Here is a 17,228-nt window from a genome sequence, read left to right on the forward strand (position 1 = left end):
GACCATCAACCGACACGGCTGCCGCGCTCGACTTGGGGGCGAGGCACCCGCATCCGACGCACCTGCGAAGCCCGGCCGGCGGCGTAAAGCCCCAGCTTCCAGCGGCTTTCGGTGTTGCTCGGGAACTTCGCGTCGACCAGCGTGGCGACCTTGCGGCCCAAGATGATCCCGTCGATCGTCATCAGAGCCATCAGCACCAGCATCGCCGGCGACATGTAGTACTGCAGCTGAGGGACCGCGAACATGACGAACAGCAGCGCCAACGCCGACGGCATGAACAGGCCGAGCAGGTTGCGCCGGGAATCCACCACGTCGCGGACGTAACGCCGGATCGGGCCCTGGTCGCGCGGCAGCAGATAGGCCTCCTCGCCGGCCATCATGCGTTCCCGTCGCTGCGCCATCCGGGCCCGGCTCGCGGCCCGCTCGGCCCGGCGTTCTGCGCGGCTGAGTTTGGGACCGGCCAGCGCCTTGCGCCGCGCCCGGGCCTCGGCGGCGGTCATCGGCGCCGGCGCCACCGGGCCCTTTCTCGCGCTGCGCTGGGCTTCGCTGCGTTTGGGTGTCGGCCGTCCCTTGGGGCCCGTCGTCCGCGATCCGCGGGGTGTCTCGCGCGCGACCCCTGACCCCGGCTCCGGACTGGAACCGTCGCCGGCTTGGGTGGGTGCGCCGGCACCTCGTTGATGACCCTTCTTGCGGCCCAGCAGCTTCACACGGCCAGGTTACTTCGCGGGTGGCCCGCGCCCGGAATTGTGCCGGTGTTCCGCAACGTCGCAGGCGCATTGGTCCTACTCTTGCTGGTAATGGACGGCTCGCTGGTCTCGGATGCTGCTGCCGACGGCCTCGCGCCCGGCCGGCTTCAGCTGCCCGCGATGCGGGTCCTGGTGGCCCCGGATTGCTACGGCGACAGCCTGTCCGCGGTGGACGCCGCCGCGGTCATCGCGACCGGCTGGACCCGGTCACGCCCGGGCGACACGTTCATCGTCGCCCCGCAGTCCGACGGCGGCCCCGGTTTCGTCGAGGTGCTGGCCAGCCGGATAGGGGGATTGCGGCGGCTGCGGGTGTGCGGGCCGCTGGACGCCGAGGTGACCGCCCAGTGGGTGTACGACCCGGTCTCGGCGACGGCCTACCTGGAATGTGCGCAGGCGTGCGGGCTGTCGCTGTTGGGCGGCCCGCCAACGCCGGAGACCGCGCTGGCGGCCCACAGCAGGGGTGTGGGCCAGCTCATCGCCGCGGCGCTGCGGGAAGGGGCCCGGCGCATCGTGGTGGGGCTGGGAGGCAGCGCGTGCACCGACGGCGGGCAGGGGATGATCGCCGAGCTCGGCGGCCTGGACGCCGCTCGTCGACGGTTGGCCGGTGTCGAGCTGATCGCCGCGTCGGACGTCGAGTACCCGCTGCTCGGGCCATGGGGGGCGGCCAGGGTGTTCGCGCCGCAGAAGGGCGCCGACACGGCCACCGTGGCGAGACTGGAAGTCCGCCTCGAGGCGTGGGCGCTGGAACTGGACGCGGCCGCCGGCCGGGATGTCAGCGCCGAGCCGGGTGCGGGTGCGGCCGGTGGCATCGGCGCCGGTCTGCTGGCGCTCGGTGGCCGATGCCAGTCTGGCGCGGCGATCATCGCCGAGCACACCCGTTTTGCCGACGATTTGGCCGAAGCCGACATGATCGTCACCGGGGAGGGCCGCTTCGACGAGCAGTCACTGCACGGAAAGGTGGTCGGTGAGATCGCCGCGCGGGCCCGCCCGTTGGGAATTCCGGTGATTGTGCTGGCCGGGCAGGTGGACCTGGACAAGTCCGCGATACGGTCATCGGGCATCATGTCTGCGCTGTCCATCGCCGATTACGCGGGCTCGGTGCGGTTAGCGCTGGCCGACGCGGCCAATCAGCTGATGGGTTTGGCGTCTGAGGTTGCCGCGCGACTCGGGAATCCCGGCTCCGCAGGGTACCGTTGATAGCACCGGCAGACCGGATTCCCGACGGTCGGGCCCACCCCAAACGATGAGGCATGTAGGAGAAGCAATGACGGTGCAGAACGAGTCAGACGCCAAGACCCACGGCGTGATCCTGACCCAGGCCGCCGCCGCCAAGGCGAAGTCCCTGCTGGACCAGGAGGGACGCGACGATCTGATGCTGCGGATCGCGGTCCAGCCGGGCGGCTGTGCGGGGCTACGCTACAACCTCTTCTTCGACGACCGCACGCTCGACGGTGACCTGACCGCGGAATTCGGTGGCGTGACATTGACGGTGGACCGCATGAGCGCCCCCTACCTGGAAGGCGCGTCCATCGATTTCGTGGACACCATCGAGAAGCAGGGCTTTACCATCGACAACCCCAACGCCACCGGCTCCTGCGCCTGCGGGGATTCCTTCAACTGACCAGGTAGCCGCGCCGCGTGGGCCGGCCGGGTCAGTACTGTCCCGCGGTGCGCAGCACATACGAGCACACCAGGATCTGGCCCCGCTGGAAAAGCAGCTGCGCCACGCCCTGCACCTCACCTTTGGGCGGGCCGCCGGTGGCCGGCGTCACCTGCATACTGAACAGCACCTGGGCCTGATATTGCGACCAGTAGACGATTTTATCGATCGAGGTCACGTTGGCCTGGGAGAACTGCTTGCGGAACGCGTCGCTGCTGAGCTTGGCCAAGGCTTGGTCGGACCGCTTGTCTTTCACGCCGTCGTAGATGCCGCACAGTGCGTTGCGGACAATGACGTCCACATCCCGGCGCACCAGCGCGTTCAGGTAACCCTGAATCGCGGTTTTGGCCGCGCCTTCCGAGAACGTGCCTCCGGTGTTGGCCCCGTTGGTGCGCACCCCGTAGACGATCGCCGCGGTGAGCCCGGCCACCAGTGTGATGGCCGCCAGGATGCCGATCAACAGCTGCTTGGGCCGCCGCCTGGGCCGTGCCATCGGTGGCAGCCGGCCGGGATAGTTGGCGGGCGGCGGCGCCGAGCCGCCGGCCGGGGGTGCGGCCGCGTCGCCGCCCGGCTCGTCCGGGAATTCCAGGGCCTGAGGCTGGTAGGGTTCGGACTTGGGGTAGGGCGGCATCTCGCGAGGTCCGTCGGCGCCGACAACGTGGTTCGGCGGGTTCGGACCGGCCATCGTTTTCTCCTACGGTTGTGGGCTCAAGACGACGAGCGGGGGCTGCCGGCACCCGGGTCAGCTCCCTAGGCAGGCTAGCGCAACGGCTGGAGGCGGCCGCGGATGCGCCCGTGCCGCGCGCCAGGCCGAGATCCCTGGGTAGGCTAGACGACCTTACGAACGAAGGGCGGAAGTACTTGTGACCATCGCGGTGACGGGTTCTATTGCGACAGATCATCTGATGCGGTTTCCTGGCCGGTTCTCCGAGCAGTTGCTGGCCGATCATCTGCACAAGGTGTCGCTGAGCTTCCTAGTCGACGACCTGGTGGTGCACCGCGGCGGCGTGGCCGGGAATATGGCCTTCGCCATCGGTGTGCTGGGCGGTGAGGTCGCGTTGATCGGTGCGGCCGGTGCCGACTTCGCCGACTATCGCACCTGGCTGCAATCCCACGGGGTCAACTGCGACCACGTGCTGATCTCAAAAACCGCGCACACCGCGCGTTTCGTCTGCACCACCGATACCGAGATGGCCCAGATCGCGTCGTTCTACCCCGGCGCGATGTCGGAGGCGCGCAACATCTCGCTGGCCGAGGTGGTGTCGGCGATCGGAACACCGGAAATGGTGATCGTCGCGCCCAACGATCCGACCGCGATGCTGGTGCACACCGAGGAGTGCCGCGACCTCGGGCTGCCGTTCGCCGCCGATCCCTCCCAGCAGTTGGCCCGGCTGTCCGGCGAGGAGATCCGCAAGCTTGTCGACGGTGCCACCTACCTGTTCACCAACGACTACGAGTGGGACCTGCTGCTGTCCAAGACCGGCTGGTCGGAGGCCGACGTGAGGTCGCAGATCCAGCTGCGGGTGACCACGCTGGGTCCCAAGGGCGTGGACATCGTCGAGCCCGACGGCACCACCATCCACGTCGGTGTGGTGCCTGAGCTTAGCCAGACCGACCCGACCGGCGTCGGAGACGCCTTCCGGGCCGGTTTCCTGACCGGGCGCAGCGCGGGTCTGAGCCTGGAGCGCTCGGCTCAGCTGGGCTCACTGGTCGCGGTGCTGGTGCTGGAGTCCACCGGAACCCAGCAGTGGCAGTGGGACCGTCAGGTCGCGTCGGCCCGGTTGGCCGGCGCCTACGGTGAGGACGCGGCCGCCGAGATCGCTGCCGTGCTCGGCTAGTGCTGCCGAGCAGACGTAAAAGCCCCCGAAAACCACGGTTTTCGGGGCTTTTACGTCTGCTCGCGGTCATAACTGGACCGGATACTCGGGCTCGCTGATCTGCGGCACCACGCTGCCCTCGACGAAGATCGCGTGCCACAGCATGAAGATCAGCATGGTCCAGAGCCGGCGACTGTGATCGCTGGCGCCGGTGCGGTGCTCGTCGAGCATGCGTCGTATGGCGGCTAAGTCGACGAGGTCGCCGGCCTGCGACAAGCCCACGAGGGAATACGCCCACTCCAGCAGCTCGCCGGCGCGTAGCCAATGCCGAATCGGCACCGGGAACCCCAGCTTGGGCCGGTGCAGCACATGGGAAGGCACGATGGGCTCCAGCGCGCGGCGCAGCGCGTACTTGGTGGTGGTGCGGGTGATCTTGGCGCCCAGCGGCAACCGGGAGGCGACGGCGAACACCTGAGGGTCCAGGAACGGCACCCGAAGCTCTAGCGAGTTGGCCATCGTCATCTTGTCGGCCTTGACCAGAATGTCGCCGCGCAGCCAGGTGAACAGGTCGACGTGCTGCATCCGGGCGACCGGGTCCCAGCCGACCGATTCGGCATACACCGGCGCCGTCACGTCGGTGTGCGTCCAGTCGGCCCGAAACCCCGGCAGCACATCGCGCAGCTGCGCGTCGGAGAAACTGCGCGCATTGCCGTAGTAACGCTCCTCCAGGGTCAGGGATCCGCGGTGCAGCAGACTCTTGCCGCGCATGCCCTCCGGCAACGGCTTGGACACCTTGCCCATCGACCGCCGAAGCGGGCCGGGCAGGTAGTCGAACGGCTTGAGCGAGAGCGGCTCCCGGTAGATCGTGTAGCCGCCGAACAATTCGTCCGCGCCTTCGCCGGAGAGCACCACCTTGACGTGCTTTCGGGCCTCACGGGCGACGAAGAACAGCGGCACCAGCGCCGGGTCGGCGACCGGTTCGTCGAGGTACCAGACGATCTCGGGCAGGGCGCCGACGAACTCGTCGGCGCTGACCACCTTGGCGATGTGGCGCGCCCCGATGGCCTCGGCCGAGGCCACCGCGACGTCGATCTCGGAGAACCCCTCGCGCTCGAAACCGGTGGTGAACGTGATCAGACGCGGGTTGTGCCGGATGGCCAGCGCCGCGATGGCGGTGGAGTCGATGCCACCCGATAAGAACGCGCCGACGGTGACGTCGGCGCGCATGTGTTTGGCCACCGAGTCCTGCAGCACCGCGGTGATCTCGTCGTAGCGGGCTTGCTCGGTGTCGCCGGTGATCGCAGTGGCGGCAAAGCGGGGCACGAAGTACCGGATGACCTCCGGGGCCGCTCCGGGACGGATGCGGGCATAGCAGCCCGATTCCAACCGGCGCACGCCACGGTGCAGCGTCTCGGGCTCGGGCACGTACTGCAGCACGATGTAGTGCTGCAGCGCGCGGTGATCGAGGGACGTGTCCAACCCCACCAGCTCGGCCAGATCCAGCAGGCATTTTTTCTCGCTGGCCACCGCGGTGCCGCCGGCGCCGGTGGCCATGAACAGCGGCTTGATGCCGAAGGGGTCGCGCGCGCAGAACAGTTCGCGGGTGACGGTGTCCCACAACGCGAACGCGAACATGCCGCGCAGTCGATGCAACGCGTCGGCGCCCCAGTAGTGGTAGCCGGCGACGATCGCCTCACCGTCACCGTCGGTGGCGAACACCGCGCCGTGGCGGCCGCTGAGCTCCTCGCGCAGCTCCAGGTAGTTGTAGATCTCGCCGTTGAACACCAGCACGTAGCGGTCGGGCGCCTCCGGCGGTCCCCACCGCAGCGGCTGATGCGAATGCGCGATGTCGATGATGGACAACCGGTTGAACCCGAACACTGCGCCCCCCCGGGAGCCGGCGGCCCCCGGGTCGGTCCACGTGCCGGACTCGTCGGGGCCGCGGTGGCGCATCAGGTGCGACGAGCGGGCGATCGCGTCGTCGGCTCGGGCCACCAGGGCGACCTGGCCGGCAGCATCGGGGCCGTCGGTCTCGGCAGCGTCGGCCGGGGCCGCGACGAAGGCCAGCAGACCACACACGGCGCCCCAGTATGCCGCACCCGGCGGTGCTGGTGGGATGCCGGTGCCCCCAATACCGGGCCCGTTGGGGCCCGCCTCGTCGCCCGCGGGATCGGCGTGGTCTACGCTGCGTAGTATTCGACATCCGAGCAGGAGGCGCCAACGTGACACCTCGCCAGCCAGGTCGTTCGCAACGCTTGTCGCAGTGCAGGTCTCAGCGCGGTTCCGCCGGCCCCGCGCCCGGCGTGCGGGCCGGCCGCCGTCTGCCCCGTCGACTTCGCCTGGTGGCGCTGGCCGGGACGCTGGGTGCGCTGGCCGTCACCCTGAGCGGCTGCAGCTGGTCGGAGGTTTTCGCCCTGGGCTGGCCGAAGGGCATCACCCCGGAGGCAACTATCAACCGGGAACTGTGGATCGGGGCGGTGATCGCCTCCCTGGTCGTCGGGTTCATCGTGTGGGGTCTCATCTTCTGGTCCGCAGCCTTTCACCGGAAGAAAAGATCCGACACCGAGTTGCCCCGCCAATTCGGCTACAACATGCCGCTGGAGCTGGTGCTCACCGTCATACCGTTTCTCGTCATTTCGGTGTTGTTCTATTTCACCGTGGTGGTGCAGGAGAAGATGCTGCACCTGGCCAAGGACCCCGAGGTGGTGATCGACATTACGTCCTTCCAATGGAATTGGAAGTTTGGCTATCAGAGGGTGAACTTCAAAGACGGCACCCTGACCTACGACGGCGCCGATGAGACCCGCAAACGTGCCATGGAATCCAAGCCGGAGGGCAAGGACGAGCACGGTGAGGAACGCGTCGGGCCGGTCCGCGGGCTCAACACCGAGGACCGGACGTACCTGAACTTCGACAAGGTCGAGATCCTGGGAACCAGCACCGAGATCCCGGTTCTGGTACTTCCCGCCGGCAAACGCATCGAGTTCCAGATGGCCTCCGCCGATGTGATCCACGCGTTTTGGGTGCCGGAGTTCTTGTTCAAGCGCGACGTGATGCCCAACCCGGAAGCGAACCACTCCGTCAACGTTTTCCAGATCGAAGAGATCACCAAGACCGGGGCGTTCGTCGGGCACTGCGCCGAGCTGTGCGGCACCTATCACTCCATGATGAACTTCGAGGTTCGGGTGGTGTCCCCCAACGACTTCAAGGCTTTCCTGCAGCAACGCATCGACGGCAAGACCAACGCCGAGGCCCTGCAGGCGATCAACCAGGCACCCTTCGCGGTGACCACCCATCCGTTCGACACCCGCCGCGGTGAATTAGCGCCGAGCCAATAGGTTAGGACACCGGAATGCATATCGAGGCCAGACTATTTGAGTTTATCGCCGTCTTCTTCGTCTTGACGGCGGTGTTGTACGGGGTGCTGACTTCGATGTTCGCCACCGGCGGTGTGGAGTGGGCCGGCACCACCGCGCTGGCGCTGACGGGCGGCATGGCGCTGATCGTGGCGACCTTCTTCCGGTTCGTGGCTCGCCGGCTGGATATCCGTCCCGAGGACTATGAAGGCGCTGAGATCAGTGATGGCGCAGGCGAATTGGGGTTCTTCAGCCCGCACAGTTGGTGGCCGATCCTGGTCGCCTTGTCCGGTTCGGTGGCGGCGACGGGTATCGCGTTATGGCTGCCGTGGCTGATCGTTGCCGGCGTCGTGTTCATCCTCGCCTCGGCGGCCGGACTGGTCTTCGAATACTACGTTGGCCCCGAGAAGCACTGATCGGACCCGACAAGGTCACAATCGGGGCATCAGTTGATCGGTGGCCAGTTTGCCGAGATTTCTCTGGCCCGTCCGGTTGGGTAGGGTTTTTCAGGCACATGAGAATCCACCGAGCGCGCAAGGATGCAGCCGCGGGGCTTCGCGCGCTGCTGAGGCAGTTGGACAGGGCAGGCGAACATGAGTGGGCCGAAACCTCCAGAACCGGAACCGGACGAACTCGACTCCGCCGGTGGGCGCGGCGCCGACCCGGACGCCATCGGTGACGACCACCGGCCCGGCCGGGAGGACGGCTCGGAGCACGCCGCGGAGCTGGTACCCCTTGGCGACAGCGCCGACGCGGTCCCCGGAGAGACCGGCGCATATTCGCGCGCCTACTCGGCGCCGGAGTCCGAGCAATTCATCAGCGCCCCGTACGTGCCGGTCGATCTCGGGCTCTATGACTACGACGGCTACCACGGCTCCGATGACGATGACGAGCCCACCGTTCCGCGCTGGCCCTGGGTGGTCGGAGTGGCGGCCATCCTGGCCGCGGTCGCGCTGGTGGTTTCGGTCTCTCTACTGGTCACCCGGACCGGCTCCGGCAAGCTGGCCAGTCCGACCACGATGACCACCTCGTCGGCGCCGCCCTTGCAGGACGAGATCATCACCACCAAGCCATCGCCACCTCCGCCCTCACCTGTGCCCCCGCCACCGCCGACCAGCGAGATCCCGACCGCGACGGAGACGCAGACGGTGACCGTGACGCCCCCGCCGCCACCCCCGCCAACAACCGCCGCCACCACGACGGCGCCGCCGCCGGTGACCGGCACCGCAACGACACCGGCGGCTGCGCCACCGGCCACCACCACGACGCTGGCCGGTCCCCGGCAGGTCACCTACTCGGTCACGGGCACCAAGGCGCCGGGTGACATCATCTCGGTGACCTACGTCGACGCCTCCGGTCGGCGGCGAACGCAGCACAACGTCTACATCCCGTGGTCGATGACCGTCACACCGATCTCGCAGTCCGAGGTGGGCTCGGTGGAGGCGTCCAGCCTCTTCCGGGTCAGCAGGCTCAACTGCTCCATCATCACAAGCGACGGAACGGTGCTGTCGTCGAACACCAACGACGCACCGCAGACGAGCTGCTGATGGTCGGCAGGTATTCCGCATACCGGCGGGGGCCGGACCCGATCGTCCCGCCGGACGTCATCGACCGCATCCTGATCGGGGCCTGCGCCGCGGTTTGGCTGCTTTTGGTGGGCGTCAGCGTGGCCGCCGCCGTCGCCCTGGCGGACCTGGGGCGGGGTTTCCACGGCATGGCCAGGAACTCGCATACCACCTGGATCTTGTACGCCGTCATCGGAGTTTCCGCGCTGATCATCGCCGGCGCCATCCCAATGTTGCTGCGGGCGCGCCGCATGGCCCGGGAGGCCGAGCCGGTCGCCCGGACGGCGGTCGTGGCGTCCCGCGGGGCGGGCCGGCCCGCCCCGCGCACCGCGGCCGGGCCGGCCCGGCCGGCCGCGGTCAACCCGTACGGGGCGGCCGCCGAGTGGTCCGGCGAGGCGGTGGACCGGGTCTGGTTACGCGGGACGGTCGCGCTGACGGGCACCATCGGTGCCGCTCTGATCGCAGTGGCCGCGGCGAGCTATCTGATGGCCGTCGGTCACGACGGCGCGTCTTGGGTCAGCTACGGGCTGGCCGGGGTCATCACCGCGGGACTGCCGGTGCTCGAGTGGCTTCACGTTCGGCAGCTGCGCCGCCTGTTGGCAACATCGGGTTAGCCGTGCTCGCCGTCGGGTGAACCGAGGATGCTGTCCTGGTGCTCGCGCAATGCGGTCAGGGCACGTTGTTCGGCGGCATGCGCCGCCGCACGCAGCGCCGCATCCTCGGATATCGGATCGGCGAACAGGAAGCTGCCGCTGCCCGGCGACCCGGCCGACCCCAGCTTGTTCATCCGCTTGGGCAGGGGCGCGCCCTGGTACTCCAGCGGTATCGGGTGGCCGTGGTCATCGACCGGGCCGAGCGGCTGGTGCAGCTCGATGTAGGCGCCGTGTGGCAGGCGCTTGATGATGCCGGTCTCGACGCCGTGCTCGAGCACCGCCCGGTCGCTGCGCTGCAGCCCGATGCACCACCGGTAGGTGATGAAGTAGACCAACGGCGGAAGGACCACCATGCCGATGCGCCCGATCCACGTGGTCGCGTTGAGCGAGATGTGGAACTTGAACGCGATGATGTCGTTCATCGCCGCCAGCGTGAGCACCATGTAGAAGCTGATCGCCATGGCACCGACCGCGGTGCGCACCGGCACGTCGCGGGGCCGCTGCAGCAGGTTGTGGTGCGCGTAGTCGCCGGTGAACCGCTTCTCCAGGAAGGGGTAGACGATCAGCAGGATGAACACCACGCCCATGATCACCGCGACCCAGACCGGGGCCGGGATGGTGTGATGCCAGAAGTAGAACTCCCATGGCGGCCAAATCCGGGCCAGGCCCTCGGTCCACATCATGTAGAAGTCTGGCTGCGAGCCGGCCGACACCTGTGACGGCTTGTAGGGCCCCAGGTTCCAGATCGGGTTGATCTGCAGCAGGCCGCCCATCAGGCCCAGCACGCCGGCGATGGCGGCGAAAAACGCGCCGGACTTGAACGCGAACACCGGCATCACCCGCACGCCGATGACGTTGTGCTCGGTACGGCCCGGGCCGGGGAACTGGGTGTGCTTCTGAAACCACACCAACGCCAGGTGCAGCCCGATCAGCGCCAGGATGATCCCCGGCAGCAGCAGAATGTGCAGCGCGTACAGGCGCGGGATCAAGATGTTGCCGGGGAAGTCGCCGCCGAACAGCGCCCAGTGCATCCACGTACCGATCACCGGTATGCCCAGCGTGATCGACGACAGCGCGGCGCGCAGGCCCAGACCCGACAGCAGGTCGTCGGGCAACGAGTAGCCGAAGTAACCCTCGAACATGGCCAGGATCAGCAGCAGTGAACCGATCACCCAGTTGGCCTCCCGGGGCCGCCGAAACGCCCCGGTGAAGAAGATGCGCGCCAGGTGCACCATGATCGCCGCGGCGAACATCAACGCCGCCCAGTGGTGGATCTGGCGGACGAACAGGCCGCCGCGGACCTCGAACGAGATTTCCAGCGCCGACTGGTAGGCGCGTGACATCTCGACCCCGCGTAGGGGTTGGTAGACGCCGTTGTAGGTGACATCGACCATGGACGGGTCGAAGAACAGCGTCAGGTACACGCCGGTGATCAGCAGAATGACGAAGCTGTACAGCGCGATCTCGCCGAGCAGGAACGACCAGTGGGTCGGGAATACCTTGTTGAGCTGACGCCGTAACGCCGCCGACGGGTGGTATCGGGTGTCGACGTCCTCGGCCTGCCGGGCCAAGACATCGCCGACCCGGGGAATGTTACTCAGTGGAGGACTCAGTTTCGGACTCATGTTGTGGTGCGCTCCCAAAATGCCGGTCCCACGGGCTCGATGAAGTCGCCGTTGGCGACCAGATACCCGTCGGCGTCGATCGTGATGGGCAGTTGCGCCAACGCGCGGGCCGCCGGGCCGAAGATCGGCTTGGCGAAGTGCAACGCGTCGAACTGCGACTGGTGACACGGGCACAGGATCCGGTAGGTCTGTTGCTCGTACAGCGAGGAAGGGCAACCCAGATGCGAGCAAACCTTGGTGAACGCGAAGAACTCGCCGAAGTTGAAGCTCTCCTGACCCTGGCGTTTGACCACGCGGCCCATATCGGTGGGTTTGATGCGGATGAGCATCACCGGGTTGCGGATGCCCAACGAGATCGCGGTGAGCCTTTCGTGGGATTCCACGGTGGTGCCGTCGCCGTCGGATTCCCGCCACGGGAAGACGGTCTCCATGCCGCCGGCGTCGACGTCTTCGGGGCGCATTTTGACGAACGGTGGTCCGCCGTGCGCGCCGGTGGCCCGCGCCAGGTAGATGGTTTCGCCGGGGTAGCGCGGGGTCCAGCCAGACGTCCACAGCACGGCCTTCTTCCCCTCGGCCGTGGGCACCACCGGCTTCCAGGGGTTCTTGATGAGGCCACCGATGAACGCGACCAGCGTGCCCAGGCCGAACGCGCCCAGGCCCAGCCCGAAGGACAGCCCGATCAGCTTGCGGCGTTTGATCGTCGAGCCTTCGAAGGCGTCGGTCAGGTTCGCGACCACGGTCTTGCGGTCGATCTCGCGAGACGCGCCGTCATGGCGCTCCTGAATCGAAATCTCTTCTGGGATAAACCGTTTCTGGAATAGCACCGCGCCGATGGCGATCGACAGGATGGACAGCCCGAAGGTCACCCCGTACAGCGGGGTGGCCAGCGAGTACACGAAGCTCCCCGCGGCGTCCTTGGGTTTGTACTCCCACGGCCAGAACACAAAAACCAGCAGCAGGGCCAGCCCGAACACGCCGCCTAGCACAAGCCACAGCGCCACTCCCCGCGCGGCGCGTTTCTCGGCCTTGGTGCCCTCGACCGGCCAGCGAGCTTCCTTGTAGGCGATCTTGACGCCGTCCAGCTTGCCGCCCAGCTCCAGCAGCTCCTGATGCGACATCGCGGCCAGCGCACCCTCATCGGGTTCGCCGGAACCACCGGTCTGGTCAATGTCTTTCGCGATTGAACCGTCGCTCATGACCGCGCCCCAATCCACAGTGCCAGCCCGATGGCGGCGACCATCCCGATGATCCACATCGCCATGCCCTCGGGGGCGGGGCCGAATCCACCGAGCCCATAACCACCCGGGGAACGTTCCTCGGCGGCGGTCCGCACGTAGGCGATGATGTCCTTCTTTGCATCGAAGGAGAGCTGACGATCGGAGAACTTCGGCATGTTCTGCGGACCGGTCAGCATCGCGGTGAGGATTTGCTGCTCGTTGGCGGGGCCCAGGTCGGGCGCGAACTTGCCCGACGACAGCGCCCCGCCCTTGCCGGTGAAGTTGTGGCACGAGGCGCAGTTGAGGCGGAACAAATCGCCGCCGCGACCCAGATCCTCGCCGCGCAACGAGCGCATCGCGATGCTGCCGTCGGGATTGCGCACCACGGTGGGGCCACCGCCATTGGCTTGCACGTAGGCGCCGATCGCATCGATCTGGGCCTCATCGAAGATCGGCTCCTTGCGGGCCGCCTGCGCCTCACCCCGCATGGCCGGCATCCGCCCGGTGGACACCTGGAAGTAGACGGCCGCCTCACCGACGCCGATCAGACTTGGCCCGTGGTCGGGCACGCCCTGCAGGTTGGCGCCGTGGCAGGACACGCAGGAGGTGTCGAACAGCTGCTTGCCGGTACGCAACAGCGCCGAGGTCGACTCGTCGGCGACCGCCACCTGCGGCGTCGGGGTCAGCACGGCCGCCAGGCCGCCGGCGATGGTCAGTGCTATCAGCAGCAGCAGTCCACCCGACAGCCGGCGACGAAGACGCCGGCGCGACCGGGCACGGTCAGACCACGTGCTGTCACCGGATCGGGCGAACCTCAGTTTGTTCAACCGAGCACTCCTAATTCTCGGGACCGTTTGGCGGGCGCCGGCTTTCATCGAATGAAATAGATCACGGTGAACAGCGCGATCCAGACGATGTCGACGAAATGCCAGTAGTACGAGACAACGATGCTGGCGGTGGCCTGCGCCGGGGTGAACTTGCTCATCGTGGTGCGGACCAGCAGGAAAATGAACGCGATCAGGCCGCCGGTGACGTGTAACCCGTGGAAGCCGGTGGCCAGGTAGAAGACGGTGCCGTAGGCGCTGCCGGGGATGGTGGTGCCGTGAGTCGTCAGGTGGACGTACTCGTAGGCCTGGCCGAGGATGAAGAACAGGCCCATCAGGAACGTGATCACATACCACCGGCGCAGCCCGAAAATGTCGCCGCGCTCGGCCGCGAACACCCCCATCTGGCAGGTGAACGACGAGGCGATCAGCACCAGCGTCACCGGCACGGCCTGGTACAGGTTCAGCTCGGTGGGCGGCGGCGGCCAGTTGCCACCGGCCTGGGCGCGCGCCGAGAAGTAGAACGCGAACAGGCCAGCAAAGAACATCAGCTCGCTGGAAAGCCAGACTATGGTGCCCACACTGACCATGTTGGGCCGATTCAGCGAATGTATTCGTGCCGTGATCGCAGTACCCGAGGTCCCCACAGCGCTGGTCACATCCGCAAGTATGACGCTTTGTAGTTGTCGAACTCTACCCGGGGCCGTAATTCGGTTCGGCGAGTCGTGCCCGCCGTTGTGTTCGCGGGGTTCCCGGGTCGCCGCCGCCGGGCCGCCGAACGGCGGTTGGGAGACGGTCGGTCCGCGTGGGACCATCGGCGGGTGGCTCTGTCATCCGAGGCCGCCGCGTCCCGGCGGGCCCCCGGCGCGGCGGCCGAGTCGGTGCCGTCGTGGCCGCTGATCCTGCGTCGGTTGACCGATGGTCGAGACCTGGCGCGCGGGCAGGCCGGCTGGGCGATGGAGCAGATCATGGCCGGCAACGCCCGACCCAGCCAAATCGCCGCCTTCGCCGTGGCGATGAAGATGAAGGTTCCCACCGCCGACGAGGTCGGTGAGCTAGCCGGCGTCATGCTCGGCCACGCGCGCCCGATGCCGGTCGAAGCGGTTCCCGACGACGCCGTCGACGTGGTGGGTACCGGTGGCGACGGTGCCAACACGGCCAACCTGTCCACGATGGCGGCGATCGTGGTGGCGGCCGCGGGTGTCCCGGTGATCAAACACGGCAACCGGGCGGCGTCGTCGTTGTCCGGGGGAGCCGACACGCTGGAGGCGCTCGGGGTGCGCATCGACATGGGACCCGACCAGGTCGCCCGCAGCCTCGCCGAAGTCGGGATCGGGTTCTGCTTCGCCCCGCGGTTTCATCCTTCCTACCGGCACGCGTCGGCGGTGCGCCGCGAGATCGGGGTGCCCACCGTGTTCAATCTGCTTGGGCCGTTGACCAATCCGGCCCAGCCGCGGGCCGGCTTGATCGGCTGCGCGTTCGCCAAGCTCGCCGAGGTGATGGCCGGCGTGTTCGCTGCGCGCCGGTCCAGCGTGTTGGTGGTGCACGGCGACGACGGGCTCGACGAGTTGACCACCACCACCACGAGCACGATCTGGCGGGTGCAGGCGGGCAGCGTGGACAAGCTGACATTGGATCCCGCGGGATTCGGGTTCGCCCGCGCCGGGCTCGACGAGCTGCGGGGTGGCGACGCGCACACCAACGCCGCCCAAGTGCGCGCCGTGCTGGCCGGCGCCAGCGGGCCGGTGCGCGACGCCGTGGTGCTCAACGCCGCCGGTGCACTGGTGGCCCATGCCGGGCTATCCAGCCGCGCTGAGTGGCTGCCGGCCTGGGAGGACGGCTTGCGCCGGGCCGGCGCCGCGATCGACAGCGGGGCGGCCGAACAGCTGCTCGCGCGGTGGGTGCGGTTCAGCCAGCAGGTCTGAGCGCCAGCGATGGCAGCCCGCCCCGGTCTGTTCGGCGGCCAGCCGCGCCGACCGCGCCGACGCCGCCCACCGCGCCCAGGCCCCCGCCGAGCGCACGGGCGAGGCCCACCCCGCGTCGGCTTCGGCACCACTGGCGCCGGTGACCCGCACCAGGCGCACCCCCGGCGCGGCCAGCCACCGGGCGATCAGCGCGGTCTCCTCGACCAGCGCGCCACCGAGTGGACCAGCCGCCGGCAGCACCGCCTGTGCGCCGGCCCGGATGGCCTCGACCACCGGCATGGGCGGCACCCCCCGTGGGGCGTTACCGGCCGCGGCGAGCCGGCCGTGGCGGATGACCACGAGCTGCCAGCCGCCCTGGGCATTGGGGCCGTCGGGCGCGGCGGCGATCAGCTCGGCCACGGCGGCCAGCGCACGCAACCGCTGGGCACGCCACAGCGCCTCGACGGCGGCGGCGACCCGGTCACGCAGTCGTGCGGCGCTCTCGTAGCGCCGGCGTTCGGCGAGCGCGGTGATCTGGTCCACGGCCGCGGCCAGCGCGTCGTCGTCGCGCCCGTCGATCAAGTCGGCCGCGCGCTTGGTGGCCTCGGCGTACCGCTCGGCGGTGACGTTACGGCCGGCGGGGCAGGGCGCCACGTCCGACTCGGGGCACGCCGGCCCGTGCAGGGCCGAGCGTGCCAGCCGCTGGGTGCAAGTTCGGAGCCCGCTGAACCGGGCCAGCAGGTCCGCCGTTTCGGCCGCGTCCGCGCGGGACCGAAAAGGGCCGACGACGCGGTCGTGTCGCGGGGCACGGACCACCGCCAGCCGGGGGAACGCTTCCTCGGTGAGCTGCACCCACCACCACCGGTGCGGGAACCTCGACCGGCGGTTGTACGGCGGGGCGTGCGCGGCCAGCATCCGCAGCTCACGGACGCCGGCTTCCAGGGGATGCGCGCACTCGACGTGGTCGACCGCATCGGCCAGGGCGACCATCTCCCTCATCCGGCCACGCGGGTCGGCCCCGGTGAAGTACTGGCCGACCCGGCGCCGCAGGTCGACCGCGGTGCCCACGTAGAGCACCTCACCCGAGGGTCCGCGGAAGAGGTAGATCCCCGGCCGGTGCGGCAGGCCGTCGGCCAGCACCCGCTTGCGGCGCTGCGCCGCGGTGACCTCGGACCGATACCCGCGCAGATCGGCCAGGGTGTGCACGCCCTGGTTGCCCACCCGCTCGATCAGGGCGTGCAGCACGTCGACGGTGGCGCGGGCATCGTCGAGGGCACGGTGGGTGGGCTGGCCGGCGAGGGCGAACAGGCGTGCCAACGCGGCCAGCCGCACGCTGGGGGCCTCCTCTCGGCTGAGCACCCGCCGCGCCAATCGGACCGTGCACAGCACCGTGGGCCGCGGCCATGGGATACCGCAGTGCTGCGCCGCGGCACGCAGGAACCCGATGTCGAACCTGGCGTTGTGGGCGACGAGCACCGCGCCACCGGCGAACTCGAAAAACATCGGCAGCACCGCGTCGATGGTCGGGGCGTCACGCACCATCGACGTGGTGATGCCGGTCAGCTGCACCACCGGGGCGGGGATGGCGCGCTGCGGGTCGACCAGGGTGGCGAATTCACCGAGAACGGCGCCGCCGCGCACCTTGACCGCCCCGATCTCGGTGATGGCGTCGGGGGGAGTTGCCGTGCTGCCCCTCGCGCGTCCACCGGTGGTTTCCAGGTCGACCACCACGAACGTGGTCTCGCGCAACGGGATCTCGTCGGCGGGATCCCAGGCCGCCGACCGGGCCTCCGCCAGCTCGGCGAAGCTCAGCTGAGTCGCGCCGGTTGCACCCATGGCCGCGACGTTAGGCATGCCCACC

General features: G+C 68.6%; 15 protein-coding genes and 1 pseudogene. 8 read left to right on the top strand and 8 right to left on the bottom strand.

The features are described from left to right. Positions 1–5 precede the first annotated feature (5 nt). Entirely contained in the window at positions 6–707 is a 702-nt protein-coding gene (locus G6N20_RS05310; protein ID WP_083046845.1) for a DUF3043 domain-containing protein, read from the bottom strand. 159 nt (positions 708–866) lie between these two features. Between G6N20_RS05310 and G6N20_RS05315 the strand changes: the two genes are divergently transcribed. Continuing rightward, positions 867–1,943, top strand: a complete 1,077-nt coding sequence (locus G6N20_RS05315; RefSeq protein WP_142271937.1) for a glycerate kinase family protein — start codon at positions 867–869, stop codon at positions 1,941–1,943. Between the two features lie 67 nt (positions 1,944–2,010). Beyond that, complete coding sequence (locus G6N20_RS05320; protein ID WP_083046847.1) at positions 2,011–2,367, top strand: HesB/IscA family protein; 357 nt, start codon at positions 2,011–2,013, stop codon at positions 2,365–2,367. Positions 2,368–2,398: 31 nt separating this feature from the next. Here the strand turns inward: G6N20_RS05320 and G6N20_RS05325 are convergent, their stop codons facing one another. Further along, positions 2,399–3,091, bottom strand: a complete 693-nt coding sequence (locus tag G6N20_RS05325) for an Rv0361 family membrane protein (protein ID WP_083046848.1) — start codon at positions 3,089–3,091, stop codon at positions 2,399–2,401. A 178-nt stretch (positions 3,092–3,269) separates the two neighbouring features. Between G6N20_RS05325 and G6N20_RS05330 the strand changes: the two genes are divergently transcribed. After that, the gene (locus G6N20_RS05330; protein ID WP_083046849.1) at positions 3,270–4,244 is read left to right on the top strand and encodes a carbohydrate kinase family protein; all 975 of its coding nucleotides are present in this window, start codon (positions 3,270–3,272) and stop codon (positions 4,242–4,244) included. Positions 4,245–4,310: 66 nt separating this feature from the next. Here the strand turns inward: G6N20_RS05330 and asnB are convergent, their stop codons facing one another. Next, a complete protein-coding gene (asnB, locus tag G6N20_RS05335; RefSeq protein ID WP_083046850.1) occupies positions 4,311–6,302 on the bottom strand; it encodes an asparagine synthase (glutamine-hydrolyzing) in 1,992 nt (663 codons plus the stop codon). 143 nt (positions 6,303–6,445) lie between these two features. Here asnB and ctaC point away from each other — a divergent pair, with 143 nt between their 5' ends. The 4 genes from ctaC to G6N20_RS05355 all read left to right on the top strand — a co-directional run bounded on the left by ctaC (position 6,446) and on the right by G6N20_RS05355 (position 9,758). After that, the gene (gene ctaC / locus G6N20_RS05340) at positions 6,446–7,561 is read left to right on the top strand and encodes an aa3-type cytochrome oxidase subunit II (RefSeq protein WP_083046851.1); all 1,116 of its coding nucleotides are present in this window, start codon (positions 6,446–6,448) and stop codon (positions 7,559–7,561) included. A gap of 14 nt (positions 7,562–7,575) precedes the next feature. After that, positions 7,576–7,995 (top strand): cytochrome c oxidase subunit 4, encoded by a 420-nt coding sequence (locus G6N20_RS05345; protein ID WP_083046852.1) that lies wholly within the window; start codon positions 7,576–7,578, stop codon positions 7,993–7,995. 177 nt (positions 7,996–8,172) lie between these two features. Then, on the top strand, positions 8,173–9,126 hold the full coding sequence (locus G6N20_RS05350) for an MmpS family transport accessory protein (RefSeq protein ID WP_083046853.1): 954 nt from the start codon (positions 8,173–8,175) through the stop codon (positions 9,124–9,126). Then, positions 9,126–9,758, top strand: coding sequence for a DUF2561 family protein (locus G6N20_RS05355; RefSeq protein WP_083046854.1), 633 nt, complete (start codon positions 9,126–9,128; stop codon positions 9,756–9,758). Before G6N20_RS05350 ends, G6N20_RS05355 begins: the two co-directional genes overlap by 1 nt. Here the strand turns inward: G6N20_RS05355 and qcrB are convergent. The 4 genes from qcrB to ctaE are packed head-to-tail and all read right to left on the bottom strand — an operon-like array spanning position 9,755 to position 14,122. Continuing rightward, entirely contained in the window at positions 9,755–11,422 is a 1,668-nt protein-coding gene (qcrB, locus tag G6N20_RS05360) for a cytochrome bc1 complex cytochrome b subunit (RefSeq protein ID WP_083046855.1), read from the bottom strand. The genes G6N20_RS05355 and qcrB overlap by 4 nt on opposite strands. Next, positions 11,419–12,618: a cytochrome bc1 complex Rieske iron-sulfur subunit gene (gene qcrA / locus G6N20_RS05365; RefSeq protein WP_083046917.1), complete on the bottom strand. Its 1,200-nt coding sequence runs from the start codon at positions 12,616–12,618 to the stop codon at positions 11,419–11,421. Before qcrA ends, qcrB begins: the two co-directional genes overlap by 4 nt. Further along, the gene (gene qcrC / locus G6N20_RS05370; protein WP_083046856.1) at positions 12,615–13,466 is read right to left on the bottom strand and encodes a cytochrome bc1 complex diheme cytochrome c subunit; all 852 of its coding nucleotides are present in this window, start codon (positions 13,464–13,466) and stop codon (positions 12,615–12,617) included. Before qcrC ends, qcrA begins: the two co-directional genes overlap by 4 nt. Positions 13,467–13,510: 44 nt before the next feature. Beyond that, entirely contained in the window at positions 13,511–14,122 is a 612-nt protein-coding gene (ctaE, locus tag G6N20_RS05375) for an aa3-type cytochrome oxidase subunit III (protein WP_083046857.1), read from the bottom strand. A gap of 162 nt (positions 14,123–14,284) precedes the next feature. Between ctaE and trpD the strand changes: the two genes are divergently transcribed. Further along, positions 14,285–15,388, top strand: coding sequence for an anthranilate phosphoribosyltransferase (gene trpD, locus G6N20_RS21045; protein ID WP_158084746.1), 1,104 nt, complete (start codon positions 14,285–14,287; stop codon positions 15,386–15,388). On the opposite strand, the pseudogene G6N20_RS05385 reads toward trpD, so the two are convergent. Then, a pseudogene (locus tag G6N20_RS05385) lies at positions 15,326–17,221 on the bottom strand (DEDD exonuclease domain-containing protein); the annotation flags it as partial. The gene trpD and the pseudogene G6N20_RS05385 sit on opposite strands and share 63 nt — an antisense overlap. Between the last annotated feature and the right edge of the window lie 7 nt (positions 17,222–17,228).

Origin of the sequence: Mycobacterium shinjukuense (assembly GCF_010730055.1) — a bacterium.
Classification (GTDB): domain Bacteria; phylum Actinomycetota; class Actinomycetes; order Mycobacteriales; family Mycobacteriaceae; genus Mycobacterium; species Mycobacterium shinjukuense.